Source organism: Streptomyces sp. NPDC028907, assembly GCF_055564995.1.
On the sequence record NZ_JBVHVE010000009.1, the window covers coordinates 308,402 to 323,487 of the forward strand.

The 15,086-nt window shown below is 72.2% G+C and carries 14 protein-coding genes and 1 pseudogene; 2 read left to right on the forward strand and 13 right to left on the reverse strand.

From position 1 onward, the window contains the following. Positions 1–17: 17 nt before the first annotated feature. The 3 genes and pseudogenes from ACZ4UU_RS27900 to ACZ4UU_RS27910 all read right to left on the reverse strand — a co-directional run. Positions 18–129 (reverse strand): annotated as a pseudogene (locus tag ACZ4UU_RS27900) (hypothetical protein); the annotation flags it as partial. After that, a complete protein-coding gene (locus tag ACZ4UU_RS27905; protein WP_471906105.1) occupies positions 116–247 on the reverse strand; it encodes a hypothetical protein in 132 nt (43 codons plus the stop codon). The pseudogene ACZ4UU_RS27900 and the gene ACZ4UU_RS27905, both read right to left, overlap by 14 nt. Further along, positions 244–1,290: a YihY/virulence factor BrkB family protein gene (locus ACZ4UU_RS27910; protein ID WP_471906106.1), complete on the reverse strand. Its 1,047-nt coding sequence runs from the start codon at positions 1,288–1,290 to the stop codon at positions 244–246. Before ACZ4UU_RS27910 ends, ACZ4UU_RS27905 begins: the two co-directional genes overlap by 4 nt. A 307-nt stretch (positions 1,291–1,597) precedes the next feature. Here ACZ4UU_RS27910 and ACZ4UU_RS27915 point away from each other — a divergent pair, with 307 nt between their 5' ends. After that, positions 1,598–2,773 carry an alanine--tRNA ligase-related protein gene (locus ACZ4UU_RS27915; protein ID WP_471906181.1) on the forward strand — a complete coding sequence of 392 codons (1,176 nt, stop codon included), beginning with the start codon at positions 1,598–1,600 and terminating at the stop codon, positions 2,771–2,773. A 92-nt stretch (positions 2,774–2,865) separates the two neighbouring features. Here the strand turns inward: ACZ4UU_RS27915 and ACZ4UU_RS27920 are convergent, their stop codons facing one another. Beyond that, positions 2,866–3,231 carry a nuclear transport factor 2 family protein gene (locus ACZ4UU_RS27920; RefSeq protein WP_471906107.1) on the reverse strand — a complete coding sequence of 122 codons (366 nt, stop codon included), beginning with the start codon at positions 3,229–3,231 and terminating at the stop codon, positions 2,866–2,868. 169 nt (positions 3,232–3,400) lie between these two features. Between ACZ4UU_RS27920 and ACZ4UU_RS27925 the strand changes: the two genes are divergently transcribed. Further along, positions 3,401–3,643, forward strand: a complete 243-nt coding sequence (locus ACZ4UU_RS27925) for a hypothetical protein (RefSeq protein ID WP_471906108.1) — start codon at positions 3,401–3,403, stop codon at positions 3,641–3,643. Positions 3,644–3,732: 89 nt separating this feature from the next. Here ACZ4UU_RS27925 and ACZ4UU_RS27930 read toward each other — a convergent pair whose 3' ends face one another. From ACZ4UU_RS27930 to ACZ4UU_RS27970, 9 genes are all read right to left on the reverse strand, one after another. After that, positions 3,733–4,932: a type III PLP-dependent enzyme gene (locus tag ACZ4UU_RS27930; protein WP_471906109.1), complete on the reverse strand. Its 1,200-nt coding sequence runs from the start codon at positions 4,930–4,932 to the stop codon at positions 3,733–3,735. Next, positions 4,929–6,674, reverse strand: coding sequence for an IucA/IucC family protein (locus tag ACZ4UU_RS27935; RefSeq protein WP_471906110.1), 1,746 nt, complete (start codon positions 6,672–6,674; stop codon positions 4,929–4,931). Before ACZ4UU_RS27935 ends, ACZ4UU_RS27930 begins: the two co-directional genes overlap by 4 nt. After that, entirely contained in the window at positions 6,674–7,867 is a 1,194-nt protein-coding gene (locus tag ACZ4UU_RS27940) for an MFS transporter (RefSeq protein WP_471906111.1), read from the reverse strand. The genes ACZ4UU_RS27935 and ACZ4UU_RS27940 overlap by 1 nt, the downstream gene beginning before the upstream one ends. Beyond that, on the reverse strand, positions 7,864–9,516 hold the full coding sequence (locus ACZ4UU_RS27945) for an IucA/IucC family protein (protein WP_471906112.1): 1,653 nt from the start codon (positions 9,514–9,516) through the stop codon (positions 7,864–7,866). The genes ACZ4UU_RS27940 and ACZ4UU_RS27945 overlap by 4 nt, the downstream gene beginning before the upstream one ends. After that, positions 9,513–10,688: an ATP-grasp domain-containing protein gene (locus tag ACZ4UU_RS27950; RefSeq protein WP_471906113.1), complete on the reverse strand. Its 1,176-nt coding sequence runs from the start codon at positions 10,686–10,688 to the stop codon at positions 9,513–9,515. The genes ACZ4UU_RS27945 and ACZ4UU_RS27950 overlap by 4 nt, the downstream gene beginning before the upstream one ends. Positions 10,689–10,779: 91 nt before the next feature. After that, positions 10,780–11,802: an ABC transporter substrate-binding protein gene (locus tag ACZ4UU_RS27955; RefSeq protein ID WP_471906114.1), complete on the reverse strand. Its 1,023-nt coding sequence runs from the start codon at positions 11,800–11,802 to the stop codon at positions 10,780–10,782. A 28-nt stretch (positions 11,803–11,830) separates the two neighbouring features. After that, positions 11,831–12,652, reverse strand: coding sequence for an ABC transporter ATP-binding protein (locus ACZ4UU_RS27960; protein WP_471906115.1), 822 nt, complete (start codon positions 12,650–12,652; stop codon positions 11,831–11,833). Between the two features lie 196 nt (positions 12,653–12,848). Further along, positions 12,849–13,898: a FecCD family ABC transporter permease gene (locus tag ACZ4UU_RS27965; RefSeq protein ID WP_471906116.1), complete on the reverse strand. Its 1,050-nt coding sequence runs from the start codon at positions 13,896–13,898 to the stop codon at positions 12,849–12,851. Continuing rightward, positions 13,895–14,887 carry a FecCD family ABC transporter permease gene (locus tag ACZ4UU_RS27970; protein WP_471906182.1) on the reverse strand — a complete coding sequence of 331 codons (993 nt, stop codon included), beginning with the start codon at positions 14,885–14,887 and terminating at the stop codon, positions 13,895–13,897. Before ACZ4UU_RS27970 ends, ACZ4UU_RS27965 begins: the two co-directional genes overlap by 4 nt. Positions 14,888–15,086: the final 199 nt, after the last annotated feature.

The following is a 15,086-nucleotide window of genomic DNA, read 5'->3' on the forward strand; positions in this document are numbered from 1 at the left end:
ATCGTCATCGGACCGACGCCGCCCGGCACCGGCGTCGACGACGACGGCTCCGGGCTTGATGTCCTGTCCCCGGATCAGTCGGGCCCGGCCCACGGCGGTGACCACGATGTCCGCCTCACGCACGGCCACGGGCAGGTCCGCGGTACGGGAGCTTCATACGGACGTGCGTCACGGAGGCGGGGGCCTCGCCGACCAGCACGGAGGCGGCGCAGGCCGCGGACAGCGCCTTGCGTACGTCCGCCGTCATCGGCCTCTCAGGCGGCGCCGGTCCTGTTCGTCCCAGGCGCGGGTGTCGCGCGGTGTCGCATAGGGCTCGTCGTCGGGTGGGTGGCCGCCGGCGATGGCCCGCTGTCGTGCGGCTTCGGCGTCGAACTCCAGGCCGAGCAGGATGGCGAGGTTGCCGACCCACAGCCAGACCAGGAAGACGATCACGCCCGCCATGGTGCCGTAGGTCTTGTTGTAGGAGGCGAAGTTGGCGACGTAGAACGCGAACCCGGCGGAGGCGAGCAGCCAGATCACCAGGGCGAGGCAACTGCCCGGGGTGATCCACCGGAAGCCGCGCACCTTGGCGTTCGGGGCCGCCCAGTACAGGATCGCGATCATGGTGGTCACCAGGACGGCCAGGACCGGCCACTTGGCGATGGACCAGACCGTCAGGGCCGTGTCGCCGATGCCCAGGGTGGAGCCGACCTGCCGGGCCAGGGAGCCGGTGAAGACGACGATCAGCGCGCTGAGCAGGGCCAGCACCATGAGGGCGACGGTCACCCCGAGCCGGATCGGCAGGATCTTCCACGTCGGGCGTCCCTCGGGGATGTCGTAGACGGCGTTCGAGGTGCGGATGAAGGCCGCGACATAGCCGGAGGCCGACCACACCGCGAGAACCAGGCCGACGAGGGCCATGACGGAGCCGAGACCGCCGTTGCCCTGCAACTGCTCCACCGCGCGCGTGAGGATGTCCCGCGCCGAGCCGGGCGCGAGTTCGTTGATGTTCTCCAGGACCTTGTCGGTGGCCGACCGGCCGACCAGACCCAGTACGGACACCAGCACCAGCAGGGCCGGGAACAGTGACAGCACGCTGTAGTAGGTCAGTGCCGCCGCGCGGTCGGTCAGCTCGTCGTCCTTGAACTCCCGCAGCGTGCCCTTCAGCGCCGCCCACCACGATCGTTTCGGCAACTCGGTCGGCGTGTCCGGCGCCTGCCGCTCCACCTGCGGATCCGGGCCGAAGCCCGGGGACGCCGGATCGTGCGGCGCCGGTTGATCCTTGTGCCTGGATCTGAGTAGTCGGGTCATGGCCCCCGGGTATCCCGGCCCCGGCCCGCTCAAGCGCGATCCGCACATGCGTCCGGGGCGGCGGAAAACCAGCCGACGGTTTCGACGCGGACTGTTACCGTCGAGCCCATGAAGGTCATCAGGCACAGTCACACCGCAGCCGCGCGAGCGCCCCGCTCGACGGCTGCCGACGCCTGATCCCACCCCTCCCCGGCGGCCGGAAACGGACCGCCGGTGTACGTGCGCCTTCTCCCTCCCGGTCGCACCCGTCCCGCGGCTCTTTCCGGTCCCACGACCGAAGGAACCCGCGATGGACACGATGAGCACGATGGACACCGACCGGATCGTCCGCACCTTCACCGACTACTTCCGTGAGCGCGGACACGAACTCCTCACCGGCGCCACCCTCCTGCCCCCACCCGCCGACCCCGTGCTCTTCACCACCTCGGGCATGCACCCGCTCACGCCCCATCTGGAAGGCCGCCCGCATCCACAGGGACGACGCCTGGCCGGTGTCCAGCGCTGTCTGCGCACGACCGATCTCGACGAGGTCGGCGACCGCACCCATCTGACCGTGTTCGAGATGCTCGGCTCCTGGTCCCTGGGCGACTACGGCCATACCCGCAGCCTGCGCCTGGGCCACGAGCTGCTGCGCGACGGATTCGGCATCCCGCCGGAGCGGATGTACGCCACCGTCTTCGGCGGAGACGACCAAGTGGGCCCCGACGACGAGTCGTCGGACACCTGGCGCGAGCTGGGCGTGCCCGTGGAGCCGACGACCGGCGACGAGAACTGGTGGTCGCACGCTCCGGTCGGCCTGTGCGGCCCCGACTCGGAGATCTTCGTATGGACCGGCGACCCGGGCACCCCGCCCCAGGGCAGCCCGACCACCGATCCACGGTGGGTGGAGGTGTGGAACCACGTGAGCATGCGCTACCTGCGCCTGGAGGACGGCGGCCTCCGCCCCCTCCGCCGGCCCAACGTCGACACGGGCATGGGACTCGAACGCCTCGCCATGGTCCTCCAGGGCCACGACTGCGTCTACGACAGCGACCTCTTCGAACCGTGGATGCGGCTGGTGCCACCGCTGTGGAAGCTCGACGAGCCGTCGCTGCGCCTGGTCTGCGACCACCTGCGCTCCGGCATCGCCGTGATCGGCGACGGCGTACGACCGTCCCACACCGGCCGCGGTTACGTCCTGCGCCGGCTGACCCGCCGCGTCCTCACCACGCTCTGGCGCGACGACCCCTCACGCACCCTGTCCGACCTGCCGGCCGAACTCCTCGGGCACACCCTGGACCGCTTCCGGCAACCCGGCGGGACAGAGCTGGTGCACCAGGTGCTGCTGGACGAGGAGCGGCGGTTCGGCAAGCTCCTGGAGCGAGGGCGCCGTGTGCTGGGCAGGTCGCGGTTCGACGGCCCGTTGAGCGACGAGGACTACCGGTACCTCCATGACACCCACGGACTGCCCCGCGACCTGGTCATGACGCTCCGCACGCCCTGACACCGGGAAGGTCCAGGCCCGCCACCGCCGGCCTGGACCTTCGGCTGCTTCCTCTCCTCCTGGTCCCTTCCTGCTCGTGCTCTCCTGCTCCGCTACTCGTCCCATGCCTCGATGATGATCTGCTGGGAGATCTTGCCGTCGCGCAGCGTGATCATGGACTCGGACAGTACGCGCACCCCGTCCGCGTACTCACAGGACTCGCTGTAGGCCGCGCGGTCACCCTGGACCACGCATCCCTCCAGCTTGTGCGTCATGTCGCGGCTGTAGACATCGGTGAGCATGTCGGCGATCTCGTCGCGGCCGTGCAGCACCTTCGGATGGCTGGGCTGGGCGTTGCGGTTCACGACGCGGATCTCCGCGTCGTCCGTGTACAGCGACAGAAGTGTCTCCGGGGTGCGTCCTTCCACGGCCCGGCGCAGTATGTCGGTGCCGAACGAGGGGCGTGCGGCAGTGCCCATGGTGACCTCCTTCGAGGCCCGCGGCAGGAAGAGGGGCGGCCGCGAGGGCCTCACCTTCGAGAGTCCTCCGCCGCGCCGGAGCAGGCAAGCGCAGCGGGAGCGCTGGGCCTGGTGGGTGAGCGCCACCGCACAGCCGTGTCCGGCGGCGGACGCCCGCGTTGCTGAGGACATGATCTCAACACGACGTATCGTCGCGGCCGTTGGTCTCGCCGCCGGTCTCACCGGCCTCACCGCACCCGTGGCGCGGGCCGCCGAAGTGGACGCCCCGATCGCCGGCCGGATCGATCCGGTCGGCACGCTCGACTCGCTCGCCGCGAGCGGCATCCCCGAGCGGCACAAGCACCGGGTTCCGCCCGTCTCCCAGCACCTGGACCACCTCGACCAGGTCAAGAGCCTGAGCCGGCTCGGCTAGGCCGCTTCCCTCGCTCCCGCGAGTGTTGCTCCAAGGGCCGCCGGATCGATCCGGCGGCCCTTGCGCGTGTACCGAGAGTGACGTGCCGTCTACCCGGTGGTGTCCAGGAAGTGGAAGCCGGGCCGGGGGTGCATCAGGAAGTCGTGGTGCGAGATGTTCCACGCGTACGCCCCCGCCAGCGCGAACGCCACCCGGTCCCCGGCCCTCAGCCCGGGTGCCGGGACCCGGCGGGCCAGGAGGTCCTTCGGGGTGCACAGCTGTCCGGCCAGCGTGACCTGCTCACTCTCGGCGACCGGCCGCGCCCAGGGGTGCGGCCAGGTGTCCACCGGCAGGACGGAGCACGGCTGGTCGTGCCCCTTGGTCGCCGGTGTCCGCAGATGGTGCGTGCCGCCCCGGACGACGGCGAACTCCTCGCCGTGGCTGTGCTTCACATCCAGCACCTCGGTGGCGTACCAGCCGCAGTACGCCGTGAGCGCCCGGCCCGGCTCGATGCGCAGGGTCAGCTCCGGGTGCCGCTCGGTGAGCCGGGCGAGCCCCTCGCCGTAGGCCGCCCAGTCGAAACGGCGCTCCGGGTCGGCGTAGTCGACGTGCATGCCGCCGCCGACGTTCACCTCCTCAAGCCGGACCCCGAGGCCCGTCGCCCAGGCGACGACGGACTCGGCGACCGCCACCTGCGCCGGGGCTTCCAGGCCGCTGGCCAAGTGGGCGTGCACACCGCGCAGTTCGAGCTGCGGATACGTGCCGTCCGTGAGCGCCGCGAACACCGGCCCGACCCGCCCCGGATCCATGCCGAACGGGGTCGGCCGGCCCCCCATCGCGAGCGAGCTGCCCGCCAACGACCCGTCGGCCACCGGCACGTCGACGCGCGGCAGCACCGCCACCCGCCGCTCCGGCGCCACCCGCCGCGCCAGCTCGGCCAGCATCCGCAGCTCGTACTCGCTCTCCACGTGGAAACGCTCGGTGCCCGCAGCCAGCGCGGCCGTCACCTCCTCCGGAGTCTTGCCAGGACCGCCGAAGGCGAGCGGGCGCCCCGGCACCGCCCGCGCGACATGGGCGAGTTCGCCGCCCGAGGAGACCTCGTAGCCGTCGACGTACGGGCCCAGCGCGGCGAGGATCTCCGGTTCCGGGTTGGCCTTGGCGGCGTAGTACAGCTCCACCCGCTCGGGCAGGGCGTCCCGGACGGCACAGGCGTGGTCGCGCAGCGCCGCCAAGTCGTAGACGTACGCGGGCAGTCCGGTCGAGGACAGGGACAGGACCCGGTCGCGGACCGCGGGTGTCGGCCGGGTCATCGGGTGCCTCCGGTCGTGTCACGCTGGATGTCCTCGGCGAGCGGCGACGGCAGCCGGACGTAGCCCGCCTCCCGGTCGGCCTTGCGTTCCCAGCGGGTGAGGAGGTTGGCCTTGGCCGGCAGCGGCACCCCGGCGAGCAGGGCGGCCAGCCGCGGCGGGCAGCCGAACCGCTCGGAGTACGCCCGCAGCGTGTCACGCACCCGGCCCCACAGCGCGGCCTCCGCCCGGGGGTGCAGGTCGGCGAGGGCGGCCAGCATCTCGGCGACATGGTTGACCAGCAGGCAGTACACGACGCGGTCCCAGCCGCGCTGCGCGTCGTACGTCATGGGGCCCGCGACCTCGGGCGGCAGCGCGCCGAGGGTGTCCTCGTGGTGGTCGGGGACCAGCTTGGTGCCCTCCAGGTCGCGGAAGAGCACCTGGACGGGCCGGCCCGAGCCGTCGACGCAGATCAGGACGTTCTGGAGGTGGGGTTCCAGGACCAGTCCGTGGTCGAAGTAGGCGGCCAGGACTGGTGGGAGCAGCAGGTCGAGATAGGCCGCCCACCAGTCGAGGGCCGTCTGTTCGTCCGCCCCGGCGAGGAGACGCGAGAGGTGCGCGGGACCGGTCGGGTACTCGTCGGCGACGGCCGCCGCCAGCAGGGCAGTGGTGCCCGGTGCCAGCCGCCGGGGCAGGCCCTCGCGGACGATGACGCCGAAGCCCTCGAACAGCGCGCGGTCAGGGGTGCCGTCGGGGCCGGGGAGGGCGAGCGTGCGGTAGGCGGGCTCGCGCAGCATGTCGTTGCCGGGGAAGCGCTCGGCCAGGTCGGCCAGTGCCGGGGCCAGGACGCGGGTCAGGGCGACGGCGCCGGACAGCTCGTAACTGCTGTTCTTGCGCAGGCAGTTGGTGATCCGCACATTCAGGCTGAACTTCAGGAACGTCTCCCCGTCGTACAGCGTGCGCACCGAGGCGGTGGCGGCGAACGGCTGTCCGCCCGGGCCGAGGTCAAGGACGTCACCGCGCTCCAGCGCGGCGCGCAGCAGCGGGTGCTCGCGGAGCGTCTCGTACTGCCAGGGGTGGGCGGGCAGCAGGCGGTAGCCGTCCGGCACGTCCGTGCGCTGCCGGTCCAGCGGGGCGAGGGCCGACGGGTCGGCGTACTCCTCGGCGATCAGGTCGGCGCGGACGGCGAGATGCCGCAGCGGGAAGGAGGCGGCGGCCTCGGGGGCGTACGCGGACCAGGCGCGCGGGTCGCCCGTGCGGGCCTTCGGCGTGGGGTGGAAGCGGTGGCCGAAGAGGAGGGACTGCTCCGACCTCATGTAGGTGGAGAGACGGTCGTCGGTGGGTCCCGTCGGGCGCGGGGCGGCGAGGGCCGTGTCGACGGCCTCGTGGCTGGAGGCGATCTGCTCCAGGAACTCCTCGTTGCGCACCCCCGTGCGCAGCGCCAGCTCGTCGTGGGTGTACTCGGCGAGGCGCCGCCAGTCCACCTCGGCCCACGCGCCGCCGCGCTGTTCCTCCACCGGACCGGTGAACCGGTGCGCGCCGAGCAGCGACGTACGGCGCAGGGCGACCCGCAGCAGTACCCCGCGGCGGGGCAGCCGCAGCAGCAGCCGGCCGTCCGCTACGACGGACTGGTGCTCGGGCGCCGACACCTCGCGCAGCAGACAGTTGAGGAGGGTGTGGGCCACCGCCTCGTCGGCGGTGGGCAGGCCGGCGCGGGTGGCGGGGGTACGGCCCTGCTCATGGAGCGAGTCGGTCAGGGAGGGCATCAGTGGCTCCAGCGGGTGCGCAAGTGCAGTGTGGGAAGGAGGGCGGCGGTGACGGCGGCGGCCGCACCGCCGATCAGCACGGGTGCGGCCGGACCGTAGCGGGCAGTGCCCGCCGCCGCGGTCACGCCGGCGGCGACCGCGCCGGCCTTGGAGAAGAGCTCCAGCGACCCGAACATCCGGCCGGGGGAGCGGCCCTTGGCACAGTCGGCGGCCAGCACCGACAGACAGACCAGGCCGAGGGTGAGCCCCGCACCCAGCAGCAGTCGTACGGCGATCAGCGTGGGCAGCGAGTCGGCGATCCCGTGCCCGGCGAGTCCGAGCGCGATACAGGCGAAGCCGAGCGCGAGCCCGGCCCGCGGACGGTCCCGGAAGCCGGAGTGCACCGTGAGCGCGGACACCAGGTAGCACAGGTGGGGCAGGGCGAAGAGGACGCCGGTCACGGTCGGCGAGGTGCCGGGCAGACGGTCGTCGACGAGCTCGATGAGATAGGGGAAGGAGATGACCGTGGAGAACACGAAAGCGAACTCCAGCGCGAACAGACCCCTGAGCGACACCCGCGCGGGCGCCTCGCTCACCGCGGTCTCGGGCTCGCGGCGCGGCTGCCGGGCCGGGGCCGGTTCCGGCAGCGCGGCCAGCAGCAGGGCCGCCGTCAACGGCAGTACGGCGAGCAGCGCGTACTGCCGGTGCGGGGACAGCCAGCCCGACAGCGAGCCCACCACGATCGGTGCGGCCACCAGCGCCGCCCGTGCGCTGCCCTGCATCAGGGTGAGCGCCTTCGACAGGGCCGGGCCCTCCAGGGCCGCGCCCAGATAGCCGTTGGAGGCGGCGAACGTGCCGCCCAGGATGCCCTGGAGGACCAGCGCCACCGTGAAGGTGGCCAGCGAGTCCGCCCAGCCCGCCAGCAGGAACGACACCGCGAGCCCCAACTGGGCGCGCAGCAGCAGCCGTTTTCGGCCGAAGCGGTCCGCGAGCCGCCCCCACAGCGGCGCCCCGAGCGCACCGAACACCGTCGGCACGACATAGAGCACACCGGCCCAGCGGGCGTCCCGGTCGCCGAGCTCCGGCAGGATCTCGGTGAGATACGGCGGCAGCCCCAGCGCGGCGAACGACGCCACGAAGTAGCAGCCCGCCACCGCGTGCACATGCCCGCGCCCGAACTCCGACCTCGGTATCCGCAGTGCCTGCGCGCTCATGCCGAACTCCAAGTAGCCAGAAGGTAGTTGGGGCCGCTCGTGTAGTGCTTGTTGATGTCGGCGGCGCCCGACCGCTCCTTGGACAGCAGCGTCCCGGCCGACACCATCGCCTTCACCGGCAGCTCCGCCGCCTCCAGCACGCGGGCCCGCAGCACGTCCGCCGCGTCACCGCCGAGCCGGTCGACGGCCTCCGTCAGCCGGGCCCGGACGAGATCCAGCAGCGCCCGCCGGTACTGGGGGAGCCCGAACGCGTAGGCGCCCGCGCACAGATGCACGGTGATGGTGGTGAACACGTCGGTGACCGGACCGTCGTCCGTACCGAGGATCCGCGCGTCGTCGAAGGCCCAGGGGCCCGGCAGCCGGGCGTCCAGCCGTGCGGTGTTGACGCGCGGCCCGTCGTTGTCCTTGAACAGCAACCGCAGACTGCCGGGCCGCAGCACCAGCGAGACGTTCTGCTGGTGCGACTCCAGGGCGATGCCGTAGCCGAACAGTGTGGTCTGCCAGTCGAAGAGCAGGGTGAGGGCCGCGTCCAGCAGGGCGAGCGGGTCACCGCCGTAGAAGCGGTCGGCGAGCCCGTCGATCACCGGGCGTCCGTCCGGCGCCTCGGCCAGCAGCGCCGCCAGCGGCACCACCGTGCTGTCGTCGAGCCCGGCCGGGTAGCGGCGGCACAGCACGGCCAGCAGCTCGTGCCCGGCGTGGGCGTACGTCGTCTCGTCGGCGTGCAGGACCGTCTCCCGGAAGCGGGGCTCGCGGGCGATCACCGCCTCCAGCAGTCGCTGGCCCACCGCTCCGTCGACCAGCGTGCCCGGCTTGACGGTCCGCTTGTTGCGCAGCCCCAACGTCGCGGTGGCCAGCGGGAGCTTGAGGTGCACGGAAGGGTCGGCGACCGTGGCCACGGTCCGCATGGACAGCGTCGGTACGACGTCCAGACAGGCGCGGTCGGCCACTACGGTGCCGGCGGGCAGGGCGTCGACGGTGAGCGGATGCACGGGCAGCGTGACATGCGTGTCCCGCAGACCGGACAGGCCCAGCGTGTCGGGCGTCGGCCAGAACTCCGGCAGCTTGCCCGCGAGGACGACCTCGTCCCGGGGCACGGCGAGCCAGCGCAGCGCGAAGCGCGGGCGGAACTCCGGTGCGTACGCACGCAGTTGATTCTCCGTCAGCCCCGAGCGGCCGCGCGCCGTCGGGTAGACGGGATGGTCGTGGCGGGCGGCGAGCGTGTCGTACACCAGGCCGCCGCCGAGACCGGGCTCGTCCGTGAGCCGGGTCAGGACCTCCGCCCGTGTCGCCGCGTGCAACCGCACGGTCGCCAGCGTCTGCCGGCACTCCTCGGCGAACGCGTCGAAGCCGCCCCGGTCCTCGGGATCGGCGAGCTCACGCAGGGCGCCCAGCACGCTCTCGTACGAGGTCAGCTCCGCGCCGTCCGACTCGCGCACGAGGACGGGCCACCGGGCGGCGTACACGCACTGGAAGCCGTCCTCGGTGACCGGCAGCAGCAGGGCGTCCCGTCCCGTGGAGAGCCGCAGCCAGGGACCGTCCGCTTCGTGGACCGGTGTGCTCCGGGTGCGCAGGCCGACCACGTCCTCGCGCAGGAGAGCGCTCAGCACACGGGTGAGGAGTTCCGCCTCGGAGATGTCCGGCGCGGTCACGGCTGGATCTCCCAGCGCCGCTCGGCCAGGAAGTCGGCCACCACGCGGTCCACGGTCGGCTGGTCGTCGCCGGTGGCCCGCAGGACGCCGAGGTAGTCCCGGTTGGTGCGGTACAGCTCGTGCCGCTCGCCCACCGAGCGCAGCGGACGGTACGTCAGACGCACACCGTCGATGACGAGGTCCGTGGCCTCGGGCGCGCCCACGAGCGTGCCGGCGCGTTCGGCGCACGGGTACTCCAGACGGGCCGCGCCGTCCACGCGGGCGCCCAGGTCGGCCGGGAGCGGCTCGCCGAGGTGCGTGCGCAGGATGTGCTCGAAGAGCGGGATCCGAAGCAGCCGGGCGAGCAGCAGGTCGCACTGGTCGCCGATGGCACGGTAGTTGACCTCGATGATCCGTGCCCGCCCCTCGTGCACCACGAACTCGGTGTGACACGCCCCGAACCCGACGCCCAGCGCGTCCAGCTGCTCCAGGACCTGCGCGACGACCGGCTCGGGGTGGGCGGGGACGAAGGTGAGACGTTCCTCGATGAAGTACGGCGGCGGCGACAGCTCGGTGTGGAAGCCGCCGAGGACATGGCGGGCCTGTCCGTCGCCGAGGGTCTCCAGGGTGAAGAGGTCGCCGGGCAGGTACTCCTCGACGACGAGGACCGCTCCCGGGCGCCGGTCCAGGATGTCCTTGGCGTGCGCGACCAGCTCTTCGGGGCCGTGGACGAGGACGACGTCCTCGCTGGCCACGCCCTCGCGGGGTTTGACGACACACGGGTACGGCGCGTCGCCGGGCGCGACCGGCTCGGTCAGCTCGGCCGACCACACGCTGTCCACGCCGGCCGCGGCGAGCCGGCGGCGCATCTCGGCCTTGTCCTTGCAGCGCAGGGTGGCCCGCCAGTCCTTGCCTGGGAGGCCGAAGTAGGCGGCGGCCAGGGCGGCCTGGGTCTGGAGGTGGTCGCTGTTGGTGAAGACGGCGTCGGGCCGGTGGTGGGTCGAGACGCGGGTGATCACGGCCCGGAAGTCACGGACGTCGCACTGAATGATCTCGACGTCCGGGTAGCGGCCGCGGTGGGCGTCGGGCTGGTCGGTGAGGACGGTGACGTCCAGGCCGAGCCGGGCCGCGGCGGGCAGGAAGCCCTCGGTGACGGCGTCGGTCGGGTTGAGGGCGAGCAGGTACAGGCGCATGCCGGATGAGCAACTTCCGCTAGCGGATGGGGGGTTGAGGGGCGGGCCGGCCCGGTCGGGCACGGCCCGCCCTCTGAAGGGTCAGCGGCCGCTACTTCGCCGGGAGCTCCACGCCGGTGGCCTTCGCCACGTCCTTGAGCATCTCCTCGGCGGCCTGGACGCCGATGCCGGACATCCACGTCTCGTCCGGGACCTCGAAGACCTTGCCGTCCTTCACGGCCGGGAGGTCCTTCCACACCGGGTTGGAGACGACCTGCTTCTTCTGGGTCTTGTCCTCGGCGTCGGCGGCGGTGACGAAGATCAGGTCGGCGTCGGCCTGGTCGATCTCCTCGGGGCTGACGTCCTTCATCGTGACCTCGGGGTCGTTCGAGATCTGCGACTTGGGCCGCTGGAAGCCGATGTCGTCCAGGACGACGCCGCTGTAGGAGTTGGTCTGGTACAGGCGGGTCGGGCCGGCGATGAAGCGGACCACGGACACGGTCGGCATGGCGTTGCCGTCCTTCTTCCTGACGGCCTCACCGAGCGCCTTGGCCTGCGTCTCGTACGCCTTGAGCTTGGCCGCGGCCTCCTTCTCCAGGCCCAGCGCCTCGGCGTGAACCTTCAGGTTCTCCTTCCACACACCGCCCGTGGTCTCGGTGAACACGGTCGGGGCGATGGCGCTGAGCTTGTCGTAGACCTTCTCGTGCCGGACCTTGGACGACAGGATCAGGTCGGGCTTGAGGGAGGCGATCTTCTCCAGGTTCGGCTCCAGCAGCGGGCCGACGTCGACGGTGTCCTTCAACTCGCCGTCCAGGTACGTCGGGAAGCCGCCCGACGTCTTGAAGTGCGGGGCGACCGCGCCGACGGGGTCGATGCCGAGCAGGGTGACGTCGTCCAGCTCACCGGTGTCGAGCACGACGACCCGCTTGGGCTGGGACGGGATCTTCACCTCGCCCATGACGGTCTTGAGCGTGCGAGGGAAGGCGGAGCTGTCGCCCGCGGCCTTGGCCGTGTCGCTCTCGGCGGAGGAGGAGTCCTCGCTGCCGCAGGCGGCCAGGACGGCCGTACCGAGCACGACGGCGAGCAGCACGGCGATCAGCCGGCCGATTCCGCGCAGGGGAGATCGGTTGAACATGAGGGGTCTTTCTGTTGGAGGGGACTGATCAGGCGGTCGCGGCGGATGGTCGCCGTGCCGCGCTGCTCTTGGGGACGACCAGCGGGGTGCCGGTCTCCGGGTCGGGAATCACCCGGCAGTCCACGTCGAACACGGACTTCACCAGCTCCGCGTCCAGGACGTCGGCCGGGGCGCCGGCGGCGGCGAGGCGGCCGTCCTTGAGGACCACCATGTGGTCCGCGTAGCGGGCGGCCTGTCCGAGGTCGTGCAGCACCATCACCACGGTGCGGCCCGCCTCGGCGTGCAGGGCGGCGACCAGGTCGAGTACGTCGAGCTGGTGCCGCAGGTCGAGGAAGGTGGTGGGCTCGTCGAGCAGCAGCAGCTCGGTGTCCTGCGCCAGCGCCAGCGCGATCCAGGCGCGTTGCCGCTGACCGCCGGAGAGCTGGTCGACGGGGTGGTCGCGCAGGGCAGCGGTGCCGGTGCGGTCCAGGGCCTCGTCGACGGCCTTCTGGTCGGCGGCCGACCAGGGGCTCAGCAGCCGCTGGTGCGGATACCGGCCCAGCCGGACCAGCGCCTCGACGGTGATCGCCTCCGGCGTCACCGGCTGCTGCGGCAGCAGACCCATCCGCAGCGCCAGCGACCGCGCGGACATACGGTGGATGTCCGCACCGTCGAGGGTCACGCTGCCGGCGGCCGGAGCGAGCAGCCGGCTCAGCCCGCGCAACAGGGTCGACTTCCCACAGGCGTTGGGCCCGACGATCGCGGTCACGGCTCCGCCGGGGAGCGTCAGATCGAGCCCGCCGACCACGAGACGGTCGCCGTAGCGCAGATCGAGGCCTTGAGTGGAGAGCTGGTTGGTGGTCGCGGTCATGTGCGGTTCCTGAAGGCCGGGGAGTGTTCGTACGGGGTGCTGAGCGGGCTGGATGAAGTGGGCGCCGGTGCGGCAGCGCCGCCCAGGGGCGCGGGGCCGTATTGCACATGCGGCTTCCGCCGCGCGGGCGCGGCCAGCCACGACGGCGCGACGGACTCACGACAACACGACGCGGCACTACCAGCGGAGCGCATCGTCATCCACCGCCCCTCTGAACAGGCGAGCTCTGCCGCAGCATCAACACCAGCAGCCAGGGCGCGCCCAACGTGGCCGTAACAGCCCCGACGGGCAGTCCCTCGACCGGCAGCAGGTGCTGTACCACCAAGTCAGAAGCCAGCAACAGCACGGCCCCGGTGAGCCCGGCCAACGCAAGCGACGCGGCGGTCGGCGGCCCAGTGACGAAACGCACGACATGCGGCACGGCAAGCGCCACGAACGTCACCGGCCCGGCAAGCGCCGCCGCCAGCGAGGCCAACGTGACGGCGACAAAGAGCAGTTGGAGCCGTGCGGAGGACGTGCGCAGCCCCAGCGCCCCCGCCGAGTCGTCCCCGAGGTCGAGCACGGCCAGCCGCCGGTGCATGAGGAGCGCGGCGGCGAACGCGAGCACCATGGCTCCGCCGGCGCCCCACACCTCGGTCCACGTCCGCCCGTACACGGAACCCGTGGTCCACTGCAACGCCGACCCGGCGAGCTCCGCGGGAAACCGCACGATCATCAGGTTCACCGCCGCCGCCAGACCCGCCTGCACGGCGAGTCCGGTGAGCACCAGCCGGGTCACCGCGAGCCCCGAGCGCCAGGCGAACACGCCGAGCAGCAGGGCCGAGAGCAGCCCACCGCCCAGCGCCCCGACGGGGATCAGCGCCTGCGTCGCACCGGCCGCGATCAGCGCGACCGCGCCCAGCGAGGCCCCGCCGGTCACGCCCATGACGTCGGGGGAGGCCAGGGGGTTGCGGAACAGGCGTTGCAGCACGCACCCCGCAGCGCCGAGCCCGGCGCCGGCGACGATCGCCGCCACCGACCGCGGCGCCCGGAACTGCTGCACCACCAGCACGTCACCGGGATCCCCGAGCCCGACCAGCGCGCGCAGCGCCGTGCCCGCCGGCATCGGCATCTCACCCGTCGTCAGGGACACGGTGAGCAGTACGAACAGCAGGGCCAGACCGGTCCCGGCGAACAGCAGGACGCGGCGCCGGACCCGGGCACGGGACGTGGACTTCGTACGCATGGAGACGACCGCGGCGCTCATCGGGCCGCCCTCCGGGCCAGCAACGCCAGCAGGGGCGCGCCCAGGAACGCGGTCACGATGCCGACCTCCAGTTCCGAGGGCCGGATCACCATCCGGCCGAGCACATCGGCGGAGAGCAGCAGCAGGGGACCGGCGATCAGGCAGCCGGGGACCAGCAACCGGTGGTCGCCGCCGAGCAGCGGCCGTACGAGATGGGGGGCGGCCAGTCCGATGAAGGCGACCGGGCCGGCCACCGCCACCGCCGATCCGGCGAGCAGGACGACCGCGATGCCGCCCGCCAGCCGGATCCGGGCGACCGGCACACCGAGCGCCTGGGCCGAATCGTCGCCAAGGGCAAGGGCGTTGAGTGCGGGGGAGACGGCCAGTGCGACGACCAGACCGAGCAGCAGGGTCGGCAGGACCGGCCACAGGACGTCGAGGGTGCGCCCGGACAGGGACCCGGCCAGCCAGAAGCGGGCCTCGTCCAGGGTGCGCTGGTTCATCAGCATCACGGCCGATGTCCAGGACAGCAGCACGAGTTGGAGCACGGTGCCGCCGAGCGCCAGCCGTACCGGGTCGATGTCCCCGGCGCGGCGGGCCAGCGCCTGCGCGAACAGGGCTGCTGCGGCCGCGCCGGCGAACGCGAACCACACGTACTGGACGGGGCTGTTGAGCTTCAGCGCGAAGATGGCGACGACGACCGCGAAACCGGCGCCCGCGTTGATGCCGAGCGTGGTCGGCGAGGCGAGGGGGTTGCGGGTGATGCCCTGGGCGACGGCACCGGCGACCCCGAGCGCGGCGCCGACCGCGAGGCCGATGACGGTGCGCGGCAGACGCAGCCCGGTCACCACCAGGGCCTCGCGCCCGTGAACATTGCCGAGGAGCGCGTCCACCACCGTGCCCAGCGGTACGGAGCGGGCGCCGAGGGCGAGGCTCAGCGCGGTGCACAGAGCCAGGGCGGCGAGGCCGGTGAGGAAGAGCGGTATGTGCCGGAGGGCACGGAAGGGCACACCGATGGGTGCGCCCCGTTGGGTCGCAGTCACAAGCCGTGAGCTTAGGTTAGGCTTGCTTTATGTTTCAACTGCTGTGAGATCACTGTGATGAGCGCGATAGTGGATCACTGGTGCCGAGCCCACCTGGCATTTTCACTTGATCGCGAGTGTAAGGTAAGCCTTACCTGTCTGGCCTTTCGCTGCAACCCCGCCCAGG